At 66.0% G+C, this 26248-nt stretch carries 22 protein-coding genes; 9 read left to right on the top strand and 13 right to left on the bottom strand.

Annotated features, from left to right (window positions below; genetic code table 11):
- The first annotated feature begins 223 nt into the window (after positions 1-223).
- The gene (locus tag QZM72_RS05405) at positions 224-2857 is read left to right on the top strand and encodes an MMPL family transporter (RefSeq protein ID WP_089470892.1); all 2634 of its coding nucleotides are present in this window, start codon (positions 224-226) and stop codon (positions 2855-2857) included.
- Positions 2850-3863, top strand: a complete 1014-nt coding sequence (locus QZM72_RS05410) for a VacJ family lipoprotein (RefSeq protein WP_089470893.1) — start codon at positions 2850-2852, stop codon at positions 3861-3863. The genes QZM72_RS05405 and QZM72_RS05410 overlap by 8 nt, the downstream gene beginning before the upstream one ends.
- 111 nt (positions 3864-3974) lie before the next feature.
- On the opposite strand, the gene QZM72_RS05415 is transcribed toward QZM72_RS05410, so the two are convergent.
- The 5 genes from QZM72_RS05415 to QZM72_RS05435 form a co-directional block, all read right to left on the bottom strand.
- Entirely contained in the window at positions 3975-4682 is a 708-nt protein-coding gene (locus QZM72_RS05415) for a phosphorylase (protein WP_089470894.1), read from the bottom strand.
- 3 nt (positions 4683-4685) lie between these two features.
- Positions 4686-6659 carry a squalene--hopene cyclase gene (gene shc / locus QZM72_RS05420; RefSeq protein ID WP_089470895.1) on the bottom strand — a complete coding sequence of 658 codons (1974 nt, stop codon included), beginning with the start codon at positions 6657-6659 and terminating at the stop codon, positions 4686-4688.
- Positions 6660-6671: 12 nt separating this feature from the next.
- Positions 6672-7925, bottom strand: a complete 1254-nt coding sequence (gene hpnE / locus QZM72_RS05425) for a hydroxysqualene dehydroxylase HpnE (protein WP_089470896.1) — start codon at positions 7923-7925, stop codon at positions 6672-6674.
- Positions 7926-7938: 13 nt separating this feature from the next.
- The gene (hpnD, locus tag QZM72_RS05430; protein ID WP_089470897.1) at positions 7939-8787 is read right to left on the bottom strand and encodes a presqualene diphosphate synthase HpnD; all 849 of its coding nucleotides are present in this window, start codon (positions 8785-8787) and stop codon (positions 7939-7941) included.
- Between the two features lie 259 nt (positions 8788-9046).
- The gene (locus tag QZM72_RS05435; RefSeq protein ID WP_089470898.1) at positions 9047-9379 is read right to left on the bottom strand and encodes a hypothetical protein; all 333 of its coding nucleotides are present in this window, start codon (positions 9377-9379) and stop codon (positions 9047-9049) included.
- A gap of 190 nt (positions 9380-9569) precedes the next feature.
- Here QZM72_RS05435 and QZM72_RS05440 point away from each other — a divergent pair, with 190 nt between their 5' ends.
- Positions 9570-10454, top strand: a complete 885-nt coding sequence (locus QZM72_RS05440) for an alpha/beta fold hydrolase (RefSeq protein WP_089470899.1) — start codon at positions 9570-9572, stop codon at positions 10452-10454.
- 19 nt (positions 10455-10473) lie between these two features.
- On the opposite strand, the gene QZM72_RS05445 is transcribed toward QZM72_RS05440, so the two are convergent.
- The 3 genes from QZM72_RS05445 to QZM72_RS05455 are packed head-to-tail and all read right to left on the bottom strand — an operon-like array spanning position 10474 to position 12396.
- Positions 10474-11412, bottom strand: a complete 939-nt coding sequence (locus QZM72_RS05445) for a GGDEF domain-containing protein (RefSeq protein ID WP_089470900.1) — start codon at positions 11410-11412, stop codon at positions 10474-10476.
- Positions 11409-12035, bottom strand: coding sequence for a chemotaxis protein CheC (locus QZM72_RS05450; RefSeq protein WP_050013469.1), 627 nt, complete (start codon positions 12033-12035; stop codon positions 11409-11411). The genes QZM72_RS05445 and QZM72_RS05450 overlap by 4 nt, the downstream gene beginning before the upstream one ends.
- On the bottom strand, positions 12028-12396 hold the full coding sequence (locus QZM72_RS05455; protein ID WP_089470901.1) for a response regulator: 369 nt from the start codon (positions 12394-12396) through the stop codon (positions 12028-12030). The genes QZM72_RS05450 and QZM72_RS05455 overlap by 8 nt, the downstream gene beginning before the upstream one ends.
- A 493-nt stretch (positions 12397-12889) precedes the next feature.
- Here QZM72_RS05455 and QZM72_RS05460 point away from each other — a divergent pair, with 493 nt between their 5' ends.
- Positions 12890-15139 (top strand): hybrid sensor histidine kinase/response regulator, encoded by a 2250-nt coding sequence (locus QZM72_RS05460; RefSeq protein ID WP_089470902.1) that lies wholly within the window; start codon positions 12890-12892, stop codon positions 15137-15139.
- A gap of 65 nt (positions 15140-15204) precedes the next feature.
- Here the strand turns inward: QZM72_RS05460 and QZM72_RS05465 are convergent, their stop codons facing one another.
- A complete protein-coding gene (locus QZM72_RS05465) occupies positions 15205-15759 on the bottom strand; it encodes an NADPH-dependent FMN reductase (RefSeq protein WP_006480199.1) in 555 nt (184 codons plus the stop codon).
- Positions 15760-16128: 369 nt separating this feature from the next.
- Here QZM72_RS05465 and QZM72_RS05470 point away from each other — a divergent pair, with 369 nt between their 5' ends.
- Both QZM72_RS05470 and QZM72_RS05475 read left to right on the top strand, forming a co-directional pair.
- A complete protein-coding gene (locus tag QZM72_RS05470) occupies positions 16129-16728 on the top strand; it encodes an RNA polymerase factor sigma-70 (protein WP_301737422.1) in 600 nt (199 codons plus the stop codon).
- The gene (locus QZM72_RS05475; RefSeq protein WP_301737423.1) at positions 16706-16921 is read left to right on the top strand and encodes a zf-HC2 domain-containing protein; all 216 of its coding nucleotides are present in this window, start codon (positions 16706-16708) and stop codon (positions 16919-16921) included. Before QZM72_RS05470 ends, QZM72_RS05475 begins: the two co-directional genes overlap by 23 nt.
- 138 nt (positions 16922-17059) lie before the next feature.
- On the opposite strand, the gene arsC is transcribed toward QZM72_RS05475, so the two are convergent.
- A complete protein-coding gene (gene arsC, locus QZM72_RS05480) occupies positions 17060-17416 on the bottom strand; it encodes an arsenate reductase (glutaredoxin) (protein WP_301737712.1) in 357 nt (118 codons plus the stop codon).
- 972 nt (positions 17417-18388) lie between these two features.
- Here arsC and parA point away from each other — a divergent pair.
- The gene (gene parA, locus QZM72_RS05485) at positions 18389-19051 is read left to right on the top strand and encodes a ParA family partition ATPase (protein ID WP_006480195.1); all 663 of its coding nucleotides are present in this window, start codon (positions 18389-18391) and stop codon (positions 19049-19051) included.
- Between the two features lie 23 nt (positions 19052-19074).
- The gene (locus tag QZM72_RS05490; protein WP_301737424.1) at positions 19075-20136 is read left to right on the top strand and encodes a ParB/RepB/Spo0J family partition protein; all 1062 of its coding nucleotides are present in this window, start codon (positions 19075-19077) and stop codon (positions 20134-20136) included.
- Positions 20137-20228: 92 nt separating this feature from the next.
- On the opposite strand, the gene QZM72_RS05495 is transcribed toward QZM72_RS05490, so the two are convergent.
- Positions 20229-21596, bottom strand: coding sequence for a replication initiation protein (locus QZM72_RS05495; RefSeq protein ID WP_301737425.1), 1368 nt, complete (start codon positions 21594-21596; stop codon positions 20229-20231).
- 1824 nt (positions 21597-23420) lie between these two features.
- Here QZM72_RS05495 and QZM72_RS05500 point away from each other — a divergent pair.
- Positions 23421-24602: a DNA-binding protein gene (locus QZM72_RS05500; RefSeq protein WP_301737426.1), complete on the top strand. Its 1182-nt coding sequence runs from the start codon at positions 23421-23423 to the stop codon at positions 24600-24602.
- A 135-nt stretch (positions 24603-24737) separates the two neighbouring features.
- Here the strand turns inward: QZM72_RS05500 and QZM72_RS05505 are convergent, their stop codons facing one another.
- The gene (locus QZM72_RS05505; protein WP_301737427.1) at positions 24738-25763 is read right to left on the bottom strand and encodes a tyrosine-type recombinase/integrase; all 1026 of its coding nucleotides are present in this window, start codon (positions 25761-25763) and stop codon (positions 24738-24740) included.
- A gap of 103 nt (positions 25764-25866) precedes the next feature.
- On the bottom strand, positions 25867-26244 hold the full coding sequence (locus tag QZM72_RS05510; RefSeq protein ID WP_089470909.1) for a DUF2471 family protein: 378 nt from the start codon (positions 26242-26244) through the stop codon (positions 25867-25869).
- Between the last annotated feature and the right edge of the window lie 4 nt (positions 26245-26248).

Genomic DNA, 26248 nt, shown 5'->3' on the forward strand with positions numbered 1-26248 from the left:
ACCTTTCAGCGCCGTTTGTCACAGGCGCTTCGCGCGCCCGTCGACGCACCGCCGCGGGGATGATGTAAATATCCGCATACAAATCACCCAGCCCGCCCGATCCGATTGCCACGCCGGTAGCAAATATCCTTCCCGCCCCGAATCTCCGCAACGTCACGACCGTCGCCGCGCTGCGCCGGTATACTTGGCTACTTTGCCCTAGCCAGCCGCTCCCCACCGCCACATGGTGACATCTCTCATCGTCCGACTCGTTGCGTGGTCGGTGCGCCGCCCCGTCTGGGTCGTCGTCCTGTCGCTCGCGATCGCCGCCTTCAGCGGGGTCTACGTCGCACAGCATTTCAAGATCAACACCGACATCAGCAAGCTCGTCGATGCGGAGCCGCAATGGGCCGCGCTCGGCCAGGCCATCGACAAGGCGTTCCCGCAACGCAACGGCACGATCCTCGCGGTCGTCGAGGCGCCCGCGCCCGAATTCGCGACTGCCGCCGCGCATGCGCTGACCGAAGCGCTGCAGAAAGACGCCGATGCCGGCCGCATCGGCCCGGTCGCCGAACCGGGCGGCGGGCCGTTCTTCGAGCACAACGGGCTGCTGTTCCTGTCGCCGCAGGAAGTCTCCGATACGACCGCGCAGCTCGCGAGCGCGCGCCCGCTCGTCAACGAACTCGCAAAGAACCCGAGCCTCACCGGGCTCGCCACCACGCTGTCCACCACGCTCGGCCAGCCGCTGCTGACCGGCCAGGTAAAGCTGCCCGCGATGGCGAAGCTGCTCGCGCGCAGCGCGGCGACGGTCGACGACGTGCTGGCCGGCAAGCCAGCCGCGTTCTCGTGGCGCACGCTGGTCGACAACGACGCCGCGCGGCAGCCCGCGCGCGCGTTCGTCACCGTGCAGCCGGTGGTCAACTACGGTGCGCTGAAGGCCGGCGCGGCAACGAGCCAGGTGATCCGCGACGCGGCCCGCTCGCTCGATCTCGAAAAGCGCTACGGCGCGGCCGTACGCCTGACCGGCGAACAACCGCTCGCCGACGACGAATTCGCGTCGGTCGAAGACGGCGCCGCGCTCAATGGCGTGCTCACGCTGCTCGCCGTGCTCGTCATCCTGTGGCTGGCGCTGCGCTCGAAGCGGATGATCGCCTCAGTGCTCGTCACGCTGTTCGTCGGCCTCGTCGTGACGGCCGCGCTCGGCCTCGCGATGGTCGGCTCGCTGAACATGATCTCGGTCGCGTTCATGGTGCTGTTCGTGGGGCTCGGCGTCGACTTCTCGATCCAGTACGGCGTGAAGTACCGCGAGGAACGCTTCCGCGACGAGCGCATCGATCACGCGCTGATCGGCGCCGCGCATTCGATGGGCATGCCGCTCGCGCTCGCCACCGCGGCCGTCGCCGCGAGCTTCTTCTCGTTCATCCCCACCGCGTATCGCGGCGTGTCCGAGCTCGGCCTGATCGCGGGCGTCGGGATGTTCGTCGCGCTGCTGACCACGCTCACGCTGCTGCCCGCGCTGCTGCGCCTGTTCGCGCCGCCGGGCGAATCGAAGACGCCCGGCTTCCCGTGGCTCGCGCCGGTCGACGATTACCTCGATCGCCATCGCAAGCCGATCCTGATCGGCACGCTCGCGGTCGTGATCGGCGCGCTGCCGCTGCTCGCGTTCCTGCATTTCGACTTCAACCCGCTGCACCTGAAGGATCCGAACAGCGAATCGATGGCGACGCTGCTCGCACTGAAGGATTCGCCGGAAGCGGCCGTCAACGACGTCACGCTGCTCGCGCCATCGCTCGCGCAAGCCGATGTGGCCGCGAAGCGCCTCGATGCGCTGCCCGAAGTCGGCCGCACGACCACGCTGTCGACCTTCATTCCCGCCGACCAGCCGGCCAAGCGCGCGGCAATCGCCGCGGCCGCGAGCGAACTGCTGCCCGCGCTCACGCAGCCGGCCGCGCCGCCCGCGACCGACGCGCAACGCGTGGCCGCGCTCAAGCGCGTGTCCGACCTGCTCGGCTATGCGGCCGAGGATCACCCGGGCCCGGGCGCCGCGGCCGCGCAGCACCTGTCCGCGTCGCTCGCGAAGCTCGCCGCCGCCGACAGCGCGACGCGCGACCGTGCCGAACGCGCGTTCTCCGATACGCTGCGCATCGCGCTCAACCAGCTCGCCGCGCTGCTGCAGCCGCAGGACATCACGCGCGAATCGCTGCCGCCGCAGATCGTGCGCGACTGGGTCGCGCCGGACGGCCACGCGCTCGTGCAAATCTCGCCGAAGGTGCCGAAGGGCGTCGATCCGAACGACGACACGATGCTGCGCCGTTTCGCCAAGGCCGTGAAGGCCGCGGAACCGGGTGCGACCGGCGGGCCGATCTCGATCCTGCATTCGGCCGACACGATCATCAACGCGTTCCTGCACGCGGCGCTGTGGTCGATCATCTCGATCACGGTCCTGCTGTGGGTCACGCTGCGCCGCTTCGGCGACGTGCTGCGCACGCTGGTGCCGCTGCTCGTGTCGGGCATCGTGACGCTCGAGATGTGCGTCGTGCTCGGCATGTCGCTGAACTTCGCGAACATCATCGCGCTGCCGCTGATGCTCGGCGTCGGCGTCGCGTTCAAGGTGTATTTCGTGATGGCGTGGCGCGCGGGGCAGACGGGGCTGCTGCATTCGAGCCTCACGCACGCCGTGCTGTTCAGCGCCGCGACGACGGCGACCGCCTTCGGCAGCCTGTGGCTGTCGCACCATCCGGGCACGTCGAGCATGGGCAAGCTGCTCGCGCTGGCCCTGACCTGTACGCTGATCGGCGCCGTGGTGTTCCAGCCCGTCCTGATGGGCAAACCGCGCGTCAACCGCGCCAAGAACCAATCGCAAGGAATCAATGAATAAGGTGCGAATCATTGCGGCGACCGTCGCCGCCAGCGCGATGCTGACCGGCTGCGCGACGGGACCGAACCGCAATCCCAACGACCCGCTCGAGCCGATGAACCGGGCGATGTACAAGTTCAACGACACGGTCGACACGAACATCGCGCAGCCGATCGCGAAGGGTTACCAGAAGGTCACGCCGACGCCGGTGCGCACCGCGATCAGCAACTTCTTCTCGAACCTCGGCGATCTCGGCAACATGGCGAACAACCTGCTGCAGTTGCGCATCACCGATGCGACGCAGGATCTGATGCGCGTGGCGATGAACTCGCTGTTCGGCGTCGCCGGCCTGATCGACATCGCGACGCCGGCCGGGCTGCCGAAGCATCACCAGGATTTCGGGCTGACGATGGCGCGCTGGGGCATGCCGTCCGGCCCGTACCTCGTGCTGCCGGTGTTCGGGCCGAGCACGATCCGCGACGGCGTCGGCCGCGCGGTGGACGTGCGCTTCAACCTGCTGAACTACATCGAGCCGGCCGCGCGCAACCCGATGTACATCGCGCAGTTCATCAGCGCGCGTTCGGACCTGCTCGGCGCGACCGACCTGCTGAAACAGGCCGCGCTCGATCCGTATTCGTTCGTGCGCGACGCGTATCTGCAGCAGCGCAAGTCGTTGACGTATCACGGCCAGTCGGCATCGGCCGCGGCGCCGAACTACGCGGAGCCGGGTGAAGCCGGCGCGGTGCCGGCGGCTACGCCGGCCACGCCGGGCGGCTTGCCGAACTATGAGGATCCGGGCGAGTCGGGCGGCGCATCGGGCGCGGCGCCGAACAATGCGCCGGCCGCGCCGGGGTTGCCGCAGTACGACGACCCGGGTGCGGACAATGCGATGCCGGCGAGCGCGCCGGCTGCCGCATCGGCATCGGCCCCCGCATCGTCGGGCGCCACGACAGCGCCGGCCGCCAACGGTGCACCGATCGCGCCGGCAATGCCGACGCTGCCGGCGAGCAGCCCGGCCGCGCAGTAACGCCACAACGGCGGCCGCGCGAAAGCAAAGAGCGCTGCACGATGCAGCGCTCTTTTTTTGTCCGCACGAAACGGCAAACCGGGACGGGGCGAGGACAGCGGCGAATGCCGCTCAGACGATCCGCATCGCGCCCGCCCGCTCGAACGCGTGCCGGGCCTGAATCAGGGTCGTGCGCGCCGCCCGCGCATCGCCCGCGACCTGCAGCAGCGGGCCGAGCTGCGACGGCTGCTTCAGCAGTTCGCGCAGGATCGGCAGGATCGCCGTGCTGCCGTCGTCGCGCAGGCCGGCCGTCGCCGCGCGCGGCAGCGTGCGCCACGCCGGATCGACGATCGCGCGGCACACCGCGAACGGCACGCCGCGCGCGGCCGCGAAGGCCGCCGCGATATGCGATTCCATGTCGACGGCGAGCGCGCCCTTCGCACGATGCAGCGACGTCTTTTCCTGCTCGCCGACCACCGGCGCGCCGACCGCCGCCATCGTGCCGCGCGTGACCCGCGCCCACACCGGCGTGTCGTGCAGCGCGGCGACGAGCCGCGCGTTCCAGCCCGCATCGGTCTGCACGCGGCCGAACGGCCCGTCGATCGCGTCCGCGATCACGAGCGCGCCCGGCGCGAGGTCGGGCGCGAGCCCGCCGGCCGTGCCGAAGCTGACGATGCCCGCGCAACCGCGCGCGGTCGCTTCGGCCAGCGCGCGCTCGAGCCGGTCGGCCCGCGCGGCGAACACGGCTTCGACGCCGTCGCCGCGCGCGATGCGCGCCTCGAACGCCATTCCCGTCACCGCGATGACGGGCAATGCGCCGTTGTGCTGCGTCGTCGCCACGCGTTACATCCCGACCGTCACGCGCGTCGCGTTCGCGCGCTTCAGGGTGCGGTAGCGCGCGAGCGCCCACAGCGGGAAGAACTTGCGATAGCCGTGGTAGCGCAGGTAGAACACGCGCGGGAAGCCCGTCGCCGTGAAGCGCGTCTCGTCCCACAGGCCTTCTTCGTTCTGCTGGGCGACCAGGTAGTCGACGCCGCGCGCCACGGCCGGGTTGTTCACCTCGCCGGCCGCCATCAGGCCGAGCAGCGCCCAGGCCGTCTGCGACGCCGTGCTCGGCGCCTGCTCGTAACCGCGGTAATTGAGCTTGTAGCTGTCGCCGTCCTCGCCCCAGCCGCCGTCCTTGTTCTGGATCGACAGCAGCCACTGCGCCGCGCGCTTCATGCGCGGATCGTCCGGCGTCAGGCCGGCCGCGTTCAGCGAGCACAGGGCCGTCCACGTGCCGTACACGTAGTTCATCCCCCAGCGGCCGTACCAGCTGCCGTCCGGCTCCTGCTCCTTCAGCATGTAGTCGAGCGCGCGGCGGGCCGGCTCGCTGTTCAGCGGCGTCTCGCCGAGTTGCGACAGCATCGACAGGCAGCGGCCCGACACGTCGGCCGTCGGCGGATCGAGCAGCGCGCCGTGATCGGAGAACGGGATGTTGTTCAGGTAGTACTGCGTGTTTTCCGGTTCGAACGCGCCCCAGCCGCCGTCGCTGCTCTGCATGCCGACGACCCATTCGCGCGCACGCGCCATCGATTCGCGATACGTGTCCGACTGCGTGAGCTTCTGCGCGCGATCCATCGCCATCACGACCACGGCCGTATCGTCGACGTCCGGGTAGTGCGCGTTCGCGTACTGGAACGCCCAGCCGCCGGGCCGCACGTTCGGGCGGCGCGAGATCCAGTCGCCGCGCACGTCGAGAATCTGCAGCGGGCGCAGCCATTCGAGGCCGCGCAGCACGGCTTGCTCGGCACGGGCGTCGCCGGTCTCGAGCAGCGCATGCGCGACGAGCGACGTGTCCCACACGGGCGACAGGCACGGCTGGCAATACGCTTCGTCGTCGTGCACGACGAGCAGCTTCTCGACCGACTTGCGCGCGAGCGCGCGGTTCGGATGATCTTCCGCGTAGCCGAGCACGTCGTACATCATCACTGCGTTGGCCATCGCCGGATAGATCGCGCCGAGGCCGTCCTCGCCGTTCAGGCGCTCGTCGACGAACGACACGGCCTGGCGGATCGCGCGTTCGCGCGTGTAGCTCGGGAACAGGCCGTCGACCGCGCGCAGCGCATGGTCGACCACGCGAAAGAACGCGAACCAGCCGGCACTCTGGTGCCCCTGGCGCGGCAGCAGCCCGGCGTTGACGGGCGGGTCGATGAACAGCTCGTCGATGCGCACGCCGCGCGGGTTCTTCGCGAGCGGACGCTTCGCATTCAGCACGAGCAGCGGCACGATCACCGTGCGCGCCCAGTATGACACCTTCGACAGGTGGAACGGGAACCACTGCGGCAGCAGCATGATCTCGACCGGCATCATCGGCACCGCGCGCCACGGAATCGCACCGTACAGCGCGAGCTGGATGCGCGTGAACACGTTCGACATCTCGGCGCCGCCCATCGCATGGATGGCGCGGCGCGCGCGCTGCATGTGCTCGGCGTTCTCGTCGTCGCCGATCACCTTCAGCGCGAAATACGCCTTCACGCTCGCGCTGATGTTCGGTGCGCCGTCGGTGAACAGCGGCCAGCCGCCGTCGGCCTGCTGGATGCGGCGCAGATACTTGCCGATCTTCTGTTCGAGCTCGAGGTTCGGCGTCTCGCCCAGATAGTGGACGAGCAGCACGTATTCGGCGGGAATCGTCGAGTCCGCTTCGAGTTCGTAGACCCAGTGTCCGTCCGCCTGCTGCGCGGCCAGCAGCGCATCGGTCGCGCGCGCGACGGCCGCGTCGACGTCGGCCGGCACGGCGCCGGCGGACAAGGTAGCCATTTCGGTGAGATCGTTCATCGGTCCCTCTCTTTATTGCGTCTGGAGCACGTCCGCGGCCAGCTGGCCGGAACGGATCGCGCCCTCGATCGTGGCGGGCAGGCCGGTGGCAATCCAGTCGCCCGCGAGTACAAGATTGGTCCAGCGCGTACGCACGGCCGGACGTTTCATTTCCTGCGACGGCACCGCCGCGAAGCCCGCGCGCGGCTCGACGACGAGTTGCCACGCGGGGATGGTTTCCGGGTTCGCGCCGGTCACGCGCGCGACGTCTTCCCAGATGCGCCGCGCGAGCATGTCGCGCGGCATGTCGAGCCAGCGGCCCGCATCGCGGATCGTCGCCGCGAGCAGGCCGTCGCCGGTCCGCACCGCATCGACGACGCCGTTGACGACGGTCGTCTGCAGCGGATTGCCGGCCGGCGATTCGACCGCGAAATACGCGGTCGCGACCGCGCTGAACGTGTCGGGCGCGGCGAGTTCGGGCACGAGCGGCTGCGCGACTTCGGGCGGCACGGCCAGCACGACCGCGTCGCCCGGCGCGAGATCGATGCGCTCGCCGCCGACCGACACCGCATCGACCGCATTGCCGTGCGCGCCGAATTCGAACGCGTCGAGCCGCGAATTCAGCCGGATCTGCGCGCCGCCGTATTGCAGCATCCGCAGCGCCGGTTCGACGAACGCGCTGCAGAGCCCGCGGCGCGCGACGAGCGGGCGGCAACCGGGGCCGCCCGCGGCAAACGTGCCGAACAGCGCGGCGCGCGCGAGCTCGGCGCTCGCGTGGCGCGGCTCGATATTCAGCACGCCGAGGAAATACGGTCGCAGCCAGCGATCCCACAGCACGCCGTCGCATCGCATCGTCTGCGCGAGCGAGCGGCCCGTGCGGGCGAACGCGAGCGGGGCCAGCGCGAGATAGTCGAGCGGCGTCGTGCCCGGCGCGCGCGATGCGGCATCGAACAGCCACGACGGCCAGCGGCCGTTGCCGAAACGCAGCGTCCAGCGCTGCCGCGACGCGATGTCCATGACCGGGCATTCAGCCAGCGCGGGCCCCGCGAGCTGATCGGCCGCGCCGATCGCGCGCAGGTAGCGCTGCGTCGCGGGCTGTCCCGCGAAAACCGTGTGCAGCCCGCTGTCGAGCGTCGTGTTCAGCGTCCCGTCGAACCACGAGCGGCAGCGGCCGCCCGCGTGCGCATGCGCGTCGTGCAGCACGATGCGCCGCCCGCGACGTTGCAGCTCGACCGCGGCCGACAGGCCCGCGAGTCCTGCGCCGATCACGTGGACGGTTCTGGGCATCGCGTCGATCGACTCAGAACAGCGCGTAGCGCGCGGCGATCATCAGCATGCGCGCCTTCGGCTTGCGCAGCGGCGCGCGCGGCGCGGCAAAGCCGCGGGCGATCGCGGCCTCGAGAATGCAGCGATACGCGCCCGACATGATGCGCGGCGCCTTCACCTGCGCACGCGGGCAGGTATCCATCACCGCGTCGGCCTGGCGGAAGTGCTCGAGCGCGCGCTCGACGAGCGTCGCGCACACGCGCGGCAGCGCCGGATCGCGCACGATCGTCGCCGGATCGGTGATCGCGATGCCTTCGCGCGCGAGCAGCTCGCGCGGCAGGTAGCACCGGTTGATCGCCGCGTCGTCGTCGATGTCGCGCAGGATGTTCGTCAGTTGCAGCGCGCGGCCGAGGTGGTGCGACAGCGTGATCCCTTCGGCTTCCGGCATCCCGAAAATCCTCACCGACAGCCGGCCGGCCGCGCTCGCCACGCGATCGCAGAAGAGGTCGAGCGTCGGCTCGTCGGGCGCGCAGATGTCTTCCACCGCGTCCATCGCCATCCCGTCGATCATCGCGTGGAAATCGTCGCGCTGCAGGTTGAACGCGCGAATCTCGCGATCGAGCGCGGCCAGGTGGCGCGGCGGGCGGCCGGCGAAGCAGGCGTCGATGTCCGCGCGCCAGCGATTCAAGCCCGCGGTGCGCTCGGCGCGCGGCAGATCGCTGTCGGCGATGTCGTCGACCGCGCGGCAAAACGCGTAGACCTGGAACATCGCATCGCGCTGCACGGCCGGCAGGATGCGCATCGCCAGATAGAAGGAGCTGCCCGATGTGACGGCAGCGGCGTCGGTTTCTTGTTCGTCCACGACGGAATGGGAAACGGCCAAGACGAAGCTCCACGGAGACACCCACGCGGGGCGATTGAAGAAGCCATGCCCGGCTGGGATGGTCAGGGCGTCGAATGCGTGCGAGATATGCGAACGATCGACGCAGACAGGCACAAATTACCGGCCGGAAGCCGGAATTGGGCGAAAGTATAGCAATCTTTGAAGTTCGATGGCGGACGCGCGCCATGTCCGGCGGGGTGTCGAGCGCCGCCGGCGGGCCGGTGCGGCCGGACTTTGCGAACGGTCGCCCGAACGCGCGTCAGCCGTAGACGATGTCGCGCTGCAGATCGAGCGCGATGAGTCCCATTTCCCGCGTGAGCTGCAGCATCGAGCGGCGCTCGAGGCGCGAGCCCATGAAGCTCGTCACGCGGCCGTCGGGCTCGGCGGTGAACTGGAAAACCGCGCCGCCCGTGCCGAACCACGCGCCCGGCACATCGGGCGATTCCTGCCAGTCGATCTCCTCGAATACGCGCGCGATCCCGGCGCGCACCACGTCGCCCGGGCCGATCGGCGGAGCGACGTCGCCCAGGTCGTCGAGCGAATAGGGGCCGGGTTTGTTCGGCTTCCGGTAGAAGAGATAATCGACGTTCATGGGGCGCAATCGCAGGCAAAGCAACAAATTAGCGCGCTTCGGCACAAATTCAAATCGGATCCGGACGAAATGTGGCCTGTGCGATACAAAGGGACGGATCGTTGCCGGTCAAGAAACGCTCCGCGCGAGCACGTCGCGATGGCGGCGCGTTCGTCTAAGATGACACCTTTCTCGAAAAAATACGGACACCATGGAGACGAACGCCCCCGCCACCCCGCAGTCCGATCATCCCGTTTTCGTGCTCGTGCATGGCGCGTGGCACGGCGCGTGGTGCTATGCCCACGTGGCGGCCGCGCTGGCCGCGCGCGGCTACCTGTCGATCGCGCGCGACCTGCCCGCGCACGGCATCCATGCGCGCTTTCCCGCGTCGTATCTCGCCCGGCCGCTCGACAAGGACGCGTTCGGCGCCGAGCCGTCGCCGGTCGCGAACACGACGCTCGACGATTACGCGACCCAGGTGATGCAGGCCGTCGACGACGCGTACGCGCTCGGCCGCGGCAAGGTCGTGCTGGTCGGGCACAGCATGGGCGGCCTCGCGATCACGGCGGCCGCCGAACGCGCCCCGGAGAAGATCGCGAAGATCGTCTATCTCGCGGCCTTCATGCCCGCGTCGGGCGTGCCGGGCCTCGACTACGTACGCGCGCCGGAAAACAACGGCGAGCTGCTCGGCCCGCTGATGCTCGCGAGCCCGCGCGTGGCCGGTGCGCTGCGCGTCGATCCGCACAGCGGCGACGCCGCGTATCGCGAATCGATGAAGCGCGCGCTGTACGAAGACGTGCCGCAGGCCGACTTCGACGCGGTCACGAACCTGATGAGCTGCGACGTGCCGGCCACGCCGTTCGCGACCGCGATCCCGACGACCGCCGCACGCTGGGGCGCGATCGACCGTCACTACATCAAGTGTCTGGCCGATCGCGTGATCCTGCCCGCGCTGCAGCAGCGCTTCATCGACGAAGCCGACGCGTTCGCGCCCGGCAACCCGACCCACGTGCACCAGCTCGACAGCAGCCACTCGCCGTTCATGTCGCAGCCGGCCGTGCTGGCCGGCGTGCTCGCCGACATCGCGAAAATCTGAGCGCAGCGGGGGCGGTCGGTCAGGCGTACGCGACCGATCGATCGCGCCCGAGCCGCTTCGCACGATAGAGCGCGGCGTCGGCCTCGTTCACGAGCACGTCGGCGGTCAGCGCGCCGGCTTTCGCGCACGTGCCGCCGACGCTCGCCGTGACCGGCACGCTGACACCCTCCGCATCGACCGGTGTGCTGCCGATCGCCTCGCGCACCTTGTCGGCCACCCGCATCGCCTCGTCGAGATTCGTGCACGGCAGCAGCAACGCGAATTCCTCGCCGCCGAACCGGCCGAACGTATCCTGCGCGCGCACGATCGACGCGACGCGGCGCGCCGTCTCGCGCAGCACGGCGTCGCCCACCGCATGCCCGAAGCGGTCGTTGATCGTCTTGAAATGATCGAGGTCGAACAGCAGCACCGACAGGTCGCCGCCGTAGCGCTGCCAGCGCGCGAATTCGTCGCCGAGCCGCACCTCGAAAAAGCGCCGGTTCGCGATGCCGGTCAGCCCGTCGAGATTCGCGTGCTCGCGCAGCTTCGCGACCGCTTCCTCACGCTCTCGCTGCATCACGCTCACATGCGTGACGTCCGAGATCGTCACGCACACGGCCTCGACGTCGCGGCCGCGCGTGAGCGGCATGAACGTGCAGTCCTGCTGCATGTAGTCGACGCCGCCCGTGATCGGCCGGTCGTGCTCGAAGCGGAACAGGTAGGGCCGCTGCTCCCACGAGCTGAACGCGAAGCTGCCGAGCTGGAACACGCTCTCGAGCTTGCGCGACAGCCACGCGCGCGGCAGGTCGGGAAAGCGGTCGAAGATGTTGCGGCCGATCACGTCGGCGGCCGGGATCCCGCTGTGGTCCTGCATGAAGCGATTCCACATCAGGACGGTCATCGAACGGTCGAGCACGAACAGGCCGAAGCCGACCCGCTCGATCACGAGGTCGCTCAGCGACGGAGCGGCGGCCGTCATAGCGCGGACAGCAACGCGTCGAGCGCGTCGCCCATCAGCCGGATCGAATCCTCGGCCATCAGCATCACGAAATGCGCGCGGAACATGTGGTTCTCGAGCCCGAAGTTCACCTCGAGCAGCAGCGCGACGCTCCATCCCAGTTCGTTCGGCTGGAAGACGTCGTCGAACGACACGTTCGCGCCGAGCAGCCCCGGCGGGAAGAACACGGGCTTGCGGCCGAGTTCGTCGAGGATCGACGCGACGCAGGCGCCCATCAGCACGTTCGCGACGTCGAACACGAGCTCGTCCGGCGTCGCCATGCCGCCGTACACACCGTCGCCGAACGTGCGGTCGACGACCGACATGAGCCGCGCGACGCCCGCCGTGCGGCACAGCACGATCGCCTCGCCCTTGATGTCGGAGCGAAAGCCCTGGCGCACGGCGGTCACGTTGTCGTGGATGCCCGTCATCTCGCGCAGCGCATCGCTCGCGTCGGCCGCTTTCACGACGCGCACGCGCGGCACCGACAGCTCGATGAAGTGCCCGAGCAGCAATGCAAGCCGCGCGGCGGCGCGGCCCATTGCAAGGTTGGCGATTTCCTGCAACGCGTCGCGTTGCTCCGCCGTGAACACCGATTCAGGCATACAACCCATACTCCTTGAGAATGGGCAGCAATGCCTCCGACGTCACGGGCTTGGCAACGAATGCGATCGCGCCCAATTCGCGCACGCGTGCTTGCGCCTGCGGCTGAATATCGGCGGATACCACGATCACGAACGTGTTCAGATCTTCGTGGCGCAGTGTTTCCAGGACCTGATATCCGCTCATGTCGGGCATCGTCAGATCCAGAAACATCACGGAAGCTTTGCCGTCACGATAGAGCGCCAAGGCCTCGCGACCATTCGCTGCATACGCGATGTCGATGTCCCAATCTCCCGGCAGCGCCTTTGTCAGCAGTTTGCGAGCGAGCAGCGAATCGTCGGCAATTACAATTGGCAAAGGCATGGGGCGATGCGGTATACGGAATGGTCTCTCTCGCGTTAACGACCGCGCGGCGCATTTCTTTAGGGCCATGCGTTTCGGCGCGGGCAACCGCCTTGCGGCCGCGCACGGGCGCCGCGACGCAGGTGCGCGCGACGCACCGCGCGGCAATCGCCGGCGGGCGCATGTATCTGTCATAGGGAAAGCAAGGCGCGATTCTCGGAGTAAACCGGAGGCAATGCAACTCGCCATTTTCACCATTTCGAACAGAATTGGTCCGATCGAACGCGATTCCGAAAACAGCCTCGACCATTTTCGAGATAAGTACGCAAAATTTTTCCTTGTGTACGTTTGCGCTGCCGGATTCGTCGCGTTTTCAATCTGACGGTTTACCGCTGTCATATACGGCAGGAGCGCGCCTGTACGGGCCCCAGGATCGCGCACGTACGGCGCCGCGCGGCGGCCCGTGGCAACTCGTTTATGATGGCAAATACCTCTGCCTCACCCGCTTTCCTCGATGACGTCCGAACGGCCTGCCGACTCCCGCACTCCCGCGCCCCCGCCCGCCGACGACTGGCAGGACGACGGCAGCTACGCGTCCGGCGCACCCGAGCACGATTTCGCGGTGCGCCGCGTGACGCTGATCGTGCTGCTCGTCGCGGCGATCGTGCTGCCGTGCATCTACGTGGTGGTGATGGCGTACAACGACCTGAAGGCGCGCGAGGCCGCCGCGAGCGACGTGACGATGCGCACGGTGCGCGTGGCCGAGGAGCACGCGCTCAAGGTGTTCGACCTGAGCGAAACGCTCGATGCGCGCATCGTCGATCTCGTGCAGGACATGGACGACGCGACCGTGCGCAGCAGGGAATCGGACATCCACGAGGCGCTGAACACGATCGGCGGCGGCTATCCGCAAGTGGCCGCCGTGTCGATCTTCGGCGCGAGCGGGATGCTGCTCGCCAACAGCCTCTACTACCCGGCGCCGTATGCGTCGATCGCGAACCGCGACGACTTCGCCGGCATCCGCGACGGCAAGGTCATCGAACATATCTCGAAGCTGATGATGGGGCCGCTCAAGCTCGAGAACATCCCCGTATTCAACACGGGCGTCGCGCGACGCCATAGCGACGGGTCGTTCGCCGGCATGGTGTCGATCGCGCTGAAATCGTCGTATTTCAACGCGTTCTACCGCGACCTGCTCGGCGGCGCGAGCACGCCGATGACGATGGCGCTCGCGCGCTCGGACGGCGCGGTGATCGCATCGTACCCGCCGCCGCCGTCGCTGGCGCACACCGATCGCTCGCTCACGTTCGGCAACGCGCACAACGATCCGCGCGCCGGCATCGTGCGCGTGGGCCACGACGGCACGAGCAGCGAGATCGTCGCGTATCGCCAGGTCGGCAGCTATCCCGTCTACGTGACGTGCGCATATCGCACGTCGGCGATCTGGCATGAATGGTACGAACACCTGAGCGTGCTGTTCATCTCGATGTTCGCGCCGTCGGTCGCGCTGTGGTCCGTGATCTGGCTGTCGCTCAAGCGGCTGAAGGCGGAAGAGGAGGCGTGGGACCGCTGGCAGGCGGAAGCGTCGATGCGGCGCTCGATCGAATCGGCGTACCGGCAGTCGCGCAAGATGCAGGCGCTCGGCAATCTCGTGGGCAGCGTCGCGCACGATTTCAACAACCTGCTGATGATCATCTCGAGCAACGTGCAGATCGCGCGGCGGCGCGGCGTCCAGCATCTCGACAAGGAGCTCGGCGCGATCGAACGCGCGCTGAAGAACGGGCAGTCGCTCACGCGCCAGTTGCTCGGCGTCGCGCGCAAGCAGCCGCTGCACAACGAAACGATCGACATCGGGCAATGGCTCGGCACGTGTCGCGAGCTGCTGAAGACGTCGCTCGGGTCGAAGTCGTCGCTGGTCGTCGCGATCGAGCCGGGCGTCTGGCCGGTCCGCGTCGACGTCGCGGAGCTCGAGCTCGCGGTGATCAACCTCGCGGTCAACGCGCGCGACGCGATGGCGACCGGCGGACGCTTCACGGTCGGCGCGCGCAACCTCACGCTGCGCCGCGAGGACGGCTTCCCGCTGACCGGCGATTTCGTGCAGATCTCGCTCGACGACACGGGTTCGGGCATGGCGCCCGACGTGCTCGCGCGCGCCTTCGAACCGCTGTTCACGACGAAGGCGCAGGGGATGGGGACGGGGCTCGGCCTGCCGCAGGTGTTCGCGTTCTGCGAACGCTCGGGCGGCCTTGCAACGATCGACAGCGCGGTCGGCGCCGGTACGTCGGTGCGTCTGTACCTGCCGCGCGCGCGTGCCGAGGATGTCGTCGCGCGGCCGGCGGCCGTCGCGCACGGTGCGGGTAACGGCGCACTCGCCGGCCTGCACGTGCTGCTCGTCGAGGACAACGGCGAAGTCGCGGCCGGCACGGAAGCGCTGTTGTCGCTGCTCGGTCATCGCGTGACCTATGCGCCCACTGCCGACGACGCATTGCGCCTGATCGAAGGCGCCGCCGCGAACGACGCGTTCGACCTCGTGATTTCGGACATCCACATGCCGGGCCGCCTGAACGGCATCGACCTGGCCGAAGCGATCGAAAAGCGGCCGGGAAAGCTGCCCGTGATTCTCGTCACGGGTTACGCGGAGGAGCTCGACCGCACGCGCACCGTCAACGTCCGCGTGCTGTCGAAGCCGTTCGACATCGCGCTGCTCGACGAGATTCTGCTGGGCATCCGCGAAGCGCGCGACACACGACACGCCGGCGCGTGACCCGCGGTGTGCGGGGCGGCGCCGGCGCGATCGCGTGAACGGGCGCCGCGATCAGGCCGACGACGTCACGCCGATTTCAGCAGGCGCACCCAGCTCGCGTAGCGATCGACGAAGCCCTGCAGGAACTTGCGGGTGTCCTCGCTGACGATCTGCCCCTGGTCGTCGATGCGCGCCGGGTCGTGCTTAATGAACATCTCGGGCTGACCGAGCGTCTTCACGTCGAGGTAAGCGAGCACGTTGCGCAGGTGCTGCTGCGCGAGCGCGGTACCCACCGCGCCCGGCGACGTGCCGAGCACCGCGCCCGGCTTGCCCGACCACGAATTCGAACCCCACGGGCGCGAGCCCCAGTCGAGCGCATTCTTCAGCACGCCCGGAATCGACCGGTTGTACTCGGGCGTGACGAACAGCAGCGCGTCGGCGGCTTCGATCGACTGCTTGAAGCGCTTCGCGACTTCCGGGAAATCCGCGTCGTAGTCCTGGCTGTACAGCGGCAACTCGCCGATCTCGACGAACTCGAACGAAAAATCGGCGGGGGCGAGCGAGATCACGGCGTGCGCGAGCGCGCGGTTCGTCGACGCGCGACGCAGGCTGCCGACGACGACCGCAATACGATAGGACATGGCATTCTCCTTCCGGTGAGTGAGGAATCGGATCGATTGCTTCCGAATGGGCGACAAAGGTCTATTTATAGGCAAGCCAGCCCGCGAGCCGTCCCACGGGGCCGTCCGGCCGACTTTCCACAAGGTTTTCCACAGAAATTGTGGATAACTCGACCGTTATGTTCGGACGTTACACATTGCCCGCCGCACGGCATGGCCGTCGCGCGAAACGGGGTTCGGCAAGCATAGCGCAGCACGGCGGCCGGTTCCTTGAATGCGTGACGGAACATTCCGTTGCAGGCGCGGACCGCGCCCAGTAAGCTGCTCGCACCGCGACGCGCCCGCTCCCGTGACGCACGCGCGGTCGTTTCGAGACACCGCCACCCACCCATGCCGTCCGCACACGACGATCCCGCTTATCTCGCGCAACTGCGGCGCGACCTGCTGCGCTTCGCGCGGCTCCAGCTCCGCGACGCCGACGCGGCCGAAGACGCCGTGCAGGAAGCGCTGGCCGCCGCGTGGTCGCATGCCGGCGAGTTCGCGGGGCTATCCGCCCACAAGACCTGGGTATTCGGGATCCTGCGCAACAAGCTGATCGACGTGCTGCGCGCGCGCCAGCGGACGGTGAGCCTGACCGCGCTCGATGCGGAACTCGACGGCGAATCGGTGCTCGATCGCGAACTGTTCAAGGACAACGGGCACTGGGCCGCGCATGCGAAACCGCGACCCTGGCCGAAGCCCGAAACGCTGTTGCAGCAACAGCAGTTCTGGACGCTGTTCCAGGTCTGCCTCGACCATCTGCCGGAGCAGATCGGACGCGTGTTCATGATGCGCGAATTCCTCGATGTCGAGATTGTGGACATCTGCAGCGAATTGACGCTGACGACGAATCATTGCAGCGTGCTGCTGTACCGGGCGCGCACGCGCCTGCGAACCTGCCTGAGCGAAAAAGGACTGACGACCGAAGATGCTGCCGGGGAAATGTACTGACGTGACACGACTGCTGTCGGACGAGCTCGATCGGCATCTGACGCTGCACGAGCGCCTGCAGGTGCGTGTGCATCTGCCGACCTGCAGCGGATGCCGCGCGTATCGCGGACAGATCGCGCTGCTGCGGACGGCCGCGAAAGCGGCGGCGGGGCGGGAACCGGGCGATGATGATGGATTGTCCGGCGGCGGCTAGGCGCCAGGGTGCCGAGGTATCGTTCCGCCGGCCGCTAGCGCGTGCAGCCTGGCGGTCGCGTCGGCCTGGATTGCCATTGCGTGTGCCGGGCCCGACCCGGTAGCGCTGATGCAATAAGAAAAATACGCCCGACAAGAATTATTCGAACAACGCTTTCACCGATTCAGGCGGGCGACCGATCGCCGCCTTGCCGCGATATACGACGATAGGGCGTTGCAGCAGGATCGGATGAGCGGCGATCGCCGCGTAGGCTTCGGCGTCGCTCAAATCCGCGCGAGCCAGATTCAATGTCTTGTACGGCTCCTCGCCGTCTCGCAGCATGTCGCGAACCGGGCGGCCGAGCTGCCGATGTAGCGTTTCCACTTCCTCGGCCGTTGGCGGCGTCTTCACGTACTCGACGACGTTCAGCGGCGCGCCGGCCGTATTCAGCGACTCGACCAACGCGAGCGTCTCGCGGGACTTCGAGCATCGTGGATTGTGGTAGATCGTGATCATCATTCAAGGGCTGGATGGAGGAGCCCTGTATTGTAGCCAGTCTGCATGGAGGGGCTGGGCGGCAGGTGGTTCAAGCGAGATCGGGGCGGGCTCCTTTCGACAGGTCGCGGAGACGGTTCGGTTGACCGATGCGCCGTGATCGGGATAGGGGCGCGTCCAGGGAGACGCTTCAAAGTGCTGTGTTTATGCGCATAAACTGGGGGATGCTGCGCGAGGCTGCGAACTGGATCGGATCAGTTGATGCTTCATGACGGGCTGCCTCGGAAACGGAAGCGGGATGGCGACGCGAGGCGGCTGCTTTATGCGCATAAAGCGCGTGATCGTCGAGCAAGGGGCCGCGCGACTCTGCGGGGGGCGTATTTCGATGCGAGAGGACCGTGGGGATCGTTGTTATCCATAGGCTGTCCCGTCACGACACCATCGCGCGCCTGACCCTGGCGATGTCTCAACCTGCGGCGCTTCATCGCGGGCGATCATCGCGCCTGCTTTATGCGCATAAACACTGCGACCAGGCAGCGTGTTGCCTCGACGCACGTGCGTCGGCTTAACGGGGGAGCTCATGGACACGCATCCGACACGCACTCGGAGCTCACGCCTCTCGCTTCCGAATGCCGGGCACTCTGGCGATGAAGGCGACCGCCGCAGTCTCCGCGAGGTTTATGCGCACAAATTCCCCGACTCTTCGGCAACGCAGCCCCGTCCAGCGAAAGGGCAGCGCACCGAGACATCTCTGCGACGGACAGCCATCCGATGCTGCAGCACGCGAAGGTCCATCCATCGATCAGCCTGTCGCTCCCGCCGCAGCCGCCTCGCGATCTTCACCACACCGCCCGAACCGCCACCCATCATCTCCGCTCGTTTATGCGCATAAACCGATAGTCCAAATGGCCAACGCGTAGTCGTTGCACGACAATTTCATTGAAATTCAAATATCGTCCTGTAGAATTCCCACGACCAAAACAGGAGTGAAAATTGGCCGCGGAAATCATTGCAGTCACTCAACAAAAAGGTGGCGTCGGCAAAAGCACGATTGCCATGCATCTCGGCGCCGCATTCCATGAAAAAGGGAAGCGCGTCCTCGTCATCGACGCAGACCGTCAAAACACGTTGGTTCACTGGTCGAGCGCATCCGGCGACAGCGACAACGGTATCCCGTTTCCGGTCGTCAACCTGGCCGAAGCCGACGGCCAGATCCATCGCGAGATCAAGAAGTTCATCAACGACTACGACATCATCGTCGTGGACTGCCCGCCGTCGATCACCGAGAAAGTCTCCGGCGTCGTCCTGCTGGCCGCATCGATTGCCGTGATTCCGACGTCGTCGTCGCCAGCCGATTACTGGTCGAGCGTCGGGCTGGTCAAACTGATTCAGCAAGCGCAGGTGATGAACGAAGACCTCCGCGCGGTGTTCCTGCTGAACAAGACCGAAGAGAAGCGCATGCTGACCCGCGAGCTCAAGCGTGCGCTCGAGGAACTCGGCTTCCCGCTGCTGAAGACGCAGATTCCGACTCGGGAAGCGTACAAGCAGGCGATGGCGCTCGGTCAGACCGTGCTGCAAATGAACGATCGCGGCGGCAAGCTGGCCGCCGCCGAAATTCGCGCATGCGCCGACGAAATCGTCGCCATGCTGCCCTGACTTTATGCGCATAAAGGAGTCACATGAAACCTTCCCAATTTGCCAAAGGATTCCAAGCGCGCCCGGATATCACGACGAGCGAGAAGCGCACGGCGCTTGATCGGCTCAATGCGATCGACGGTATCGTCAAGTCCGAGACGCCTACCACGGCGCCGACCAAATCCGCGAAGAAGGACATCGCGCCGCCGCCTGCTCCGGAATTCACGATCGATCCGTCGATCGACGAATCGCCGCAATATCGCGCGTGGCGCCTCGAGAATCGCTATGCGCCGGGGCAGGTGATCGAGTTGCCGCTGAAGGCGATCAAGCACAGTCCGTTCAACCCGCGGCACTTCTATCTGAAATCGTCGATTGCCGAACTCGCGGTCAACCTCGCGAAGCAGGGCCAGCAGCAGGCCATCCACGTGATTCCGGATTACGACAATCCGGGCACGTACTTCGTCAGCGATGGCGGCCGCCGCGTGCGGGCGCTGAAGGAAGCGAACAAGGAGTCGGTCAAGGCGATCGTGATCGACGTGCCGATCGGCATCCAGAGCTACAAGCTCGGCTACGACCTCAACGTTCAACGCGATTCGCAGACGGTGTTCGACAACGCCGTCGTGTGGCGCCGCTTCCTCGACGACAAGCATTTCCAGAGCCAGAAAGAACTCTCCGAGCATCTCGGCCTCGACGAGTCGACGGTGGCCGTCGCGTTGTCGATCGGCAAGCTGCCGGAAGCGATCATGCAGGAAATGGTCGCGCGCCCCGATCGCTTCGGATCGAACATGGCGTATCAGGTCGGCCGCTATCACAATGCGCGCGGCACCGAGGCAACGCTGCGGCTGATCAACAAGATCGTGTCGGACGATCTCAGCACGCGCCAGGTGTCCGACATCGTCAAGGGTCGCGTCGCCGCGCAGGAGACGCCGAAGACGGCGGGCCGTCAGCGCTATGCGCAGCGTCTCGAGATCAAGCTTGGCGGCAAGTCGGTCGGCGACCTGAAGTCGTATGGCGAAGACCGCATCGAACTGCGTCTGCGTGGCCTCCCGAAGGACAAGCGCGACGCGATCCTCGAGCAGCTGGAGCGGATGCTGTTGTCGGAGTGAGGAAGACGGCCGGCAGGGCCTGACCAGGGCGCCGGCCGCACCCGACCAGGGGTGGAGACCGGCGGCGGCCCGTCAGCGGGCCTGAGCGGGCTTCAAGCGGCCCGTGACTGATTCAGCGTGAACGACAGCAGGTCGCCGTCCGTGGGCTCGCCCCAGGTCTTCTGGGCCAGCCAGTCGAAAAAGGCCGTCTCGGCCAGCTTGGAATCGAGGCCGCGCTTGCGCCAGTCCTCGCGCAGGTGCGAGCCCATCGTCGGCAATGCCTCCGACTCGAACGACTCGCGCGCGACTTCGCGCTCCGCGTCGCCCTGCTCTTCGTACAGCACCTTCGCTTCCTTGCGGCGGAACGCCGCGAACTCGCTCAACAGGCGCGCCTTCAGATCGTCCGGCTGCGCAGCCGCGACCTTCGTGGACGGCGTGCCGGCCGGCAGCGCGTCGACCGAGTCGACCGGCGGCGCATAACCCTTCTTCAGCGCATCCTTGAACAGCGCCGGCGCGCTGCGCACCGGCGGTAGCGTCGTGCTGCGCATCCGCTGTTCGGTCATCTGCAACGCGGCGCGAATCCGGTTCTCCTCGCTGTCCGCATAGAGCGTCTGCGCTTCCTTCAACGGGATCCCGAGCTTCACCATTCGGTCGACCAGCGTACTGTCGAACACGTTCGGGTGTTCGTCGAGCGCGAGCATCGGCTGCTTGCGCTCGGTCACGCGGAACTGGATCTCGGCCACCCGGCGCCCTTCGCGGTGCTCGATCAGCTCGACGAAGATGTTGGTGACCGCGTTGACTTCCGCGATCGCGGGGCGCAGGTAATCGCGCTTGAAATACTTGTACTCGCGCTTCGCTTCGTCGCCGGCTTCCGTGTCGGGCGTGCCCGACAGGATCGGCCGCCACCATTCCCACGGCTCACGCATCGTCAGATGGCTCGGGTTCGTCAGGTAGCGCACGCAGATTTCGTACAGCGCGAGACCGGCGCTGCTACGCAGCTGGCTCTGGAACTGCAGACTCAGGCGCGCATACTGGACCGGGTCGAGCAGCTTCTTCTTGATCTTCGGCGCGAACGAGAATTCGACCCACACGCGACGGGTGGTCGGATCCTCGAGAATTTCCGCATCGGCGATCAGCGTGGAGATCCCCCACTTGCGGCCCGGCTTCTGGCTCGACGTCCCGGTGCTCCATTCGACCTGCACCGATACCATGCGGCGCAGGTGTTCCTTCACCAGCGCGGTGTCGTTCGAATCGAAAGCGGAGTTGGCGACGATGTCCGACAGCAGCGCGCGATACGTGTCGCCCGAGTCGTCGGCCTGCTGCGCGACGGCCAGCAGGACATTGAACAGCTTGCGAGTGAGGAGCGTGATCTTGCCGCTCTTCGGCTGAATGGCGATCGCCTCGACGGCCTTTCGCAATTCGGCTGAACTGGCACTCACCACATCCACATCGGTTTTCTTGGCGCGCTTCGTCGTGGCCATACGTCGGGTCGGAGGAGAAGTTTCCCGGAAGGATAGCGCCTGCGGTGATGTGCGTCCAGAACGACATGCTCACCATAGCCGGTGAAGCGCGCTGGCAAAACGGCACTCACCCGAACCGCTCCCGGAAACGCTCACCCGTCCGCCCGTACGGCGTTCCGGACTCGTCCAGACGTGCCGCGGCATACGCCGATTCACAGAATTTCACCTGTGCACGACACGTGCGAAATCGGCTCCCGTATCGGCTCACCTTTCGATTTGTCGTAATTTTACGACTGCGCAACCGTGAGTTCGACACAGGGTCGCGATTGCACCTCACTGTCCGCCCCCGCAGCGTCGCCCATCTGCCTGTATGCATGTACAGGCGCGGCCCGGGGGAAGTTCGGCTCGGCTTCGGCACGTAAAAAGCCGCCGTCGAAACCCGCTCGTGCCCGCCCGATCAGCAGGTGCCTGACCAGCCCGGGCGCGCATTGTACAGCGGCGAATCGTATCCGGTCCCGAAAATACTCACCTTTGGCACAGCATGCGGATTCGTCCAGACGCCGACGAACGCCCGACACACGCGGGACTGGCTACCGACGACTCCCGAAAACGCTCACCTTATAGAGAAAATGCGGCACAGCAGCGGGGCCGGAAATGACTCCCGAAAAACCTCACCGTAACCGGCGCGGTATCAAAAATCCCAATCCCTTCCGATACTTATGCATAGAAGGCATTTGGCTGTGCCTCGCGGGAATCTCCCGAAAAGCCTCACCTTTCGACTGGAATCCTTCATACGACAATCGGATTTCTGCTCCCGAAAATTCTCACCTGTGCCAAAAAATGGCACAGCAAAAACGAGATTTCTGCCAGTCCTGGCGGGCTTTTCGGCGAATTCGGCGGCTCACAGGCCCCGAAAAACCTCACCTTTGACCATTTTTTAAGCAAATACGTCTCCTGGAAAGCCTCACCTTCGAAGCAGATCGCCGCCTGTGATCGATGCCCCGAAAAAGCTCACCTTAAGGGGATCGGAGCAGGAAAACCCGGATTTCCCTCCCGAAAAACCTCACCTTTGGGGCATCACAGGCGCCGGAAAGCACTTTTGCTGTGCAAAATGACGTTCGCTTCCCGGAAATCCTCACAGCAAATTCCCGTGGAGTCCCGTGAAACCTCACCTTTCGCCAAATCTGCCCAAAAGATGGGCAGAAGCGGGGCGCGAAGCAGGTCCTGCAAATCCTCACCTATGTCTGCACAGGCAGAAAACTGTGCAGTCAGGCACACCGCGGGTTCCGTGGCCGTGCGGCCCCGAAAACCCTCACCTGTGGAAAAACGTGTGTTTTACTGTGATCCCGAATCCGCTCACGACCCTTCCTGCAACAGCTCACGCAGTTCCCTGAACCCCATCACGTCAGCTCCCGCAGAAGATCACCTTGGCTCCCGTAAAACTTCACCTTGTCGGCCGGAAAGCCTTGCACCATAAGGCTGTGCCGTGGCGTTAACGTTTTTAACTAAGGGTTCAAGGGTGTTTACTTCTAATACTCTCAAGACATCGGCTGACGAGTTTTCCACAGACACCCCAACCCTAGAACACCCCACAGGCAATCGGATCCGCCGTCATGTGAAACAAATGCCCTAAATCGGGGTTCGCTGGGAATCCCTTGTAGTACAAAGGCTTGGCAGACATTCTTCGCTTTGTTTCACGGAATTCCGGGTCACCTTCAACGGGATGGGCTTGCGGATCCAGTTTCTGTGCAAAACGACGTAAATTCGCAACGAACCCTCTAAAGAAGTATCAATGGATACGTATTTCGTTATGATTGCCACACTTCATTGTTTGTGAGCATGGCCATGACCCTGGACGAAATGCGGCAAGTCATTCGGGAAGAACTGGAATCGCTGCGCGCAAGCGGTGCACGGCGTCAGGAATTGTCGCTGCATGCGTGCAAGCGCTTGTTCTTCGATCTCGGCATCCGGCCGTCGGCCGCCAACGTCCGCGATCTCACCCAGACCGGCAGCGCCAGCGACATCCCGAAAGACATCGACCACTTCTGGGAACGCATCCGTTCCGCCTCCAAGATCCGGCTCGACGGCGCGGCGATCCCGAAAGCCGTCGAGGAAAAGGCCGGCGCGTTACTCGGCGCACTCTATGAAGAAGCATTGAAAGCTGCGCGCGACAGCCTCGATGGGGACCGCGAACGGGTGCGCGCCGACATGGCCGACGCGGAACAGCGGTTGCGCGACGCAACCGTTCGTCAGGAAACGCTCGAAGGCGCGCTCGCGCGCGGTGAAGCGAGAAACGAGCAATTACAGGTGCGGGTAACCGAACTCGAGGTTCAGCTTGCGTCCCAGACTACCCACGGTTCGGCAAGCGAAGCCACGTTGCTCACCACAGTCGCTCGACTGGAAAAGGAATTGGCCGCGGCTGCCGGCCGGATCGACGCCGAACAGGCCCAGAACGCCGCGCTACGCGACCGCATCGATGCGCTGCAAGCCGAATTGCAGCAGCGCACCGAGCATTACGCGCAGCAGATCAAGGATGCGGTGGCCGAAGCCGAACGCCGCGTCAAGCCGATGCTGGTCGAACTGGATTCGTTGCGCAGCATGGCGTCGACCTACCAGAGCGGGTTGCGCGACGTCCAGCGCAAGGAGTTCGATTTCCTGCAGCAGTTGAGTTCGGCCAAGGCGCGTGCCGACCGGCTCGAAGAACAGTTGCGTACCCAGAGCGACGAACTGGAGCGCGCCACGCGCGACGCGAATTCGTTGCGCGCGAACCGCGGAATGAATCCGGAAATCGCCGCGCTGATGCGGCGTCCGGCCGAAGCGGGACGACTCGATGCCAACGCGTATGCCGCGATCGGCACTTCTCTGGATCACGAGATTCCGGCGCCGACCCGGTGCCCGCGTTGCGACGGCGAACCGGAACTGTCACATGGCAATGAGGGTTTTGAAGTCGCGTGCCCCGAGTGCGAGCACGCGTCGGGCGCATGGCCGTCCCGCTTCGAAGCCGTCGCGCGTTTTGCGCAATCCTGACCCGGACGTCGGCAGCGCCGCACTGGTGAGACGATCCGGGAAGCTTGAGGTGAGGTTTTTCGGGAGCTGTGAAACGGTGAGGCTGCGCCACGCAAGGCTGCTCACGGATCGTTTCCGTGAGCAGTCGTTTCCCGATCAGTCAGTTTCGTCGCGATCGGACGCGTCACCGTTGCCGTCGCCGTCGGCCAGCCCGTCGCGCCAGTTTTTCCACGCGCGATGCAGGCGATTCGACGAGATCGGCCGCATGAAACCCAGCCATTTGCCGACGCGCTCCGGCGGCACGTCGTGCTCGAACAGTTCGGCTGCGTAGGTATTGCGCAAGGTTTGCGGGCTGGCGCGCGCCGTGCGTGACGACGTGAGCCCGGCCGATTCGACGATCGCGTCGATCGCGCGCAGCATCGTCGCCTTGTGCATCGGCCGCCCGGCATGCGATGCGGGAAAGACGAGCTCCCCCGGAATCTCCTGGCGTTTGCGTTCGGTGAGCCAGGCTTCGAGCAACGCGATCGCGAACGAAGCCAGATGGGTCTCGCGCGAGTAATCCGGATGCGTCGACTCGATCCGCAGCGACGTGCCGCTCGTATTGATGCAACTAATCGTGAGTGCGCGTGCTTCGCCGGTTTTGATGCCGGCGCCGAGAAACGCGGCGACGAGCGCGCGGTCGCGGCGCTCTTTCCAGTACGCGGAACCGGAGACGCCGATCGGCGAAAACAGATACGCGAGCAACGTCGCGCGTTCCGCCGGCGTGAGAAAACCGGTCGGTTCGTTGTCGCGCGCCTTGCGCCAGTTCGCTTCGCCATCCTGAGCAATGAAGCGGGCCGGATTGGTCGATGCGTATTCGGTGCGGCGGACATGATCGAGTACACGCTCGATCAGCCGGAGATAGCGCATTCGCTGCGTCTTCTTGATCGGCAATTCGCCGACGAAATTCGCGATGGTCGGTGTATCGACCGTTGCGAGGTTCTTTTGATGTGCACGCATCCACGCGAGAAACGCGCCCCATTGCGCGCGATAGACGTCGGCCGACGAGCGGCGATAGTCCTGCATGGCCAGCCACGCGTCGAACGCGGCTTCGGGCGAGGCGACCCAGTCGGACGGATCGCGGTCGAACAGATCCTTTTCTTCCGGCGAGGAGGCGGTGTCGTGAGAGGCGGGAAGGGACATGGCATTAATTCCGTTAGTTGCGTATATGGTAGCCCTTTTCCGCAACGTATCGGGCAGCAAGCGGGTGAACCGACCACCATGCACGGCGGCCGGGGCCGGGCCGTCAGTCGCCCCAGGCCTTGGACTGGCGGTGCGGGCGCGCGGCGCGCGCGGTGTCGTGCGCGTTTGCCTCGGCTTCGTACGCGAGAACGGCAAACGAAAAGACCGCGGGCAGCGCATTCGAGCGCCCGAAGTCGATCGGATCGTCCGTTTCGGGAAACGTCATGTCCGACGGCCGTTCGAACAGTTGACGCATGCCGGCGTCGTGCCGGCTGGCAAAGCCGAGATCGGCGAGCGCTTCGGCTTCGATCGCATGCAGCAGGCGCCACGTCAGCGGCACGCGCTGACGGATGTAGCGCCCGGCGATATGGCGAACGATCGATTCGAGGTCATGCGCGGCAGCCTTGAAGCTGAGCGCGGCCAAATCTTGTTCTTCTGTCATTGCA

Source organism: Burkholderia sp. AU45388 (assembly GCF_030481585.1).
GTDB classification, from domain to species: Bacteria; Pseudomonadota; Gammaproteobacteria; order Burkholderiales; family Burkholderiaceae; genus Burkholderia; species Burkholderia sola.

Excerpts from the sequence above, each read along its gene's own strand:
- QZM72_RS05405 (WP_089470892.1), top strand. The coding sequence starts at position 224 with ATGGTGACATCTCTCATCGTCCGACTCGTTGCGTGGTCGGTGCGCCGC.
- QZM72_RS05410 (WP_089470893.1), top strand. The coding sequence starts at position 2,850 with ATGAATAAGGTGCGAATCATTGCGGCGACCGTCGCCGCCAGCGCGATG.
- shc (WP_089470895.1), bottom strand. The coding sequence starts at position 6,659 with ATGAACGATCTCACCGAAATGGCTACCTTGTCCGCCGGCGCCGTGCCG.
- hpnE (WP_089470896.1), bottom strand. The coding sequence starts at position 7,925 with ATGCCCAGAACCGTCCACGTGATCGGCGCAGGACTCGCGGGCCTGTCG.
- QZM72_RS05435 (WP_089470898.1), bottom strand. The coding sequence starts at position 9,379 with ATGAACGTCGATTATCTCTTCTACCGGAAGCCGAACAAACCCGGCCCC.
- QZM72_RS05440 (WP_089470899.1), top strand. The coding sequence starts at position 9,570 with ATGGAGACGAACGCCCCCGCCACCCCGCAGTCCGATCATCCCGTTTTC.
- QZM72_RS05445 (WP_089470900.1), bottom strand. The coding sequence starts at position 11,412 with ATGACGGCCGCCGCTCCGTCGCTGAGCGACCTCGTGATCGAGCGGGTC.
- QZM72_RS05450 (WP_050013469.1), bottom strand. The coding sequence starts at position 12,035 with ATGCCTGAATCGGTGTTCACGGCGGAGCAACGCGACGCGTTGCAGGAA.
- QZM72_RS05455 (WP_089470901.1), bottom strand. The coding sequence starts at position 12,396 with ATGCCTTTGCCAATTGTAATTGCCGACGATTCGCTGCTCGCTCGCAAA.
- QZM72_RS05460 (WP_089470902.1), top strand. The coding sequence starts at position 12,890 with ATGACGTCCGAACGGCCTGCCGACTCCCGCACTCCCGCGCCCCCGCCC.
- QZM72_RS05465 (WP_006480199.1), bottom strand. The coding sequence starts at position 15,759 with ATGTCCTATCGTATTGCGGTCGTCGTCGGCAGCCTGCGTCGCGCGTCG.
- QZM72_RS05470 (WP_301737422.1), top strand. The coding sequence starts at position 16,129 with ATGCCGTCCGCACACGACGATCCCGCTTATCTCGCGCAACTGCGGCGC.
- QZM72_RS05475 (WP_301737423.1), top strand. The coding sequence starts at position 16,706 with ATGCTGCCGGGGAAATGTACTGACGTGACACGACTGCTGTCGGACGAG.
- arsC (WP_301737712.1), bottom strand. The coding sequence starts at position 17,416 with ATGATCACGATCTACCACAATCCACGATGCTCGAAGTCCCGCGAGACG.
- QZM72_RS05490 (WP_301737424.1), top strand. The coding sequence starts at position 19,075 with ATGAAACCTTCCCAATTTGCCAAAGGATTCCAAGCGCGCCCGGATATC.
- QZM72_RS05495 (WP_301737425.1), bottom strand. The coding sequence starts at position 21,596 with ATGGCCACGACGAAGCGCGCCAAGAAAACCGATGTGGATGTGGTGAGT.
- QZM72_RS05500 (WP_301737426.1), top strand. The coding sequence starts at position 23,421 with ATGACCCTGGACGAAATGCGGCAAGTCATTCGGGAAGAACTGGAATCG.
- QZM72_RS05505 (WP_301737427.1), bottom strand. The coding sequence starts at position 25,763 with ATGTCCCTTCCCGCCTCTCACGACACCGCCTCCTCGCCGGAAGAAAAG.
- QZM72_RS05510 (WP_089470909.1), bottom strand. The coding sequence starts at position 26,244 with ATGACAGAAGAACAAGATTTGGCCGCGCTCAGCTTCAAGGCTGCCGCG.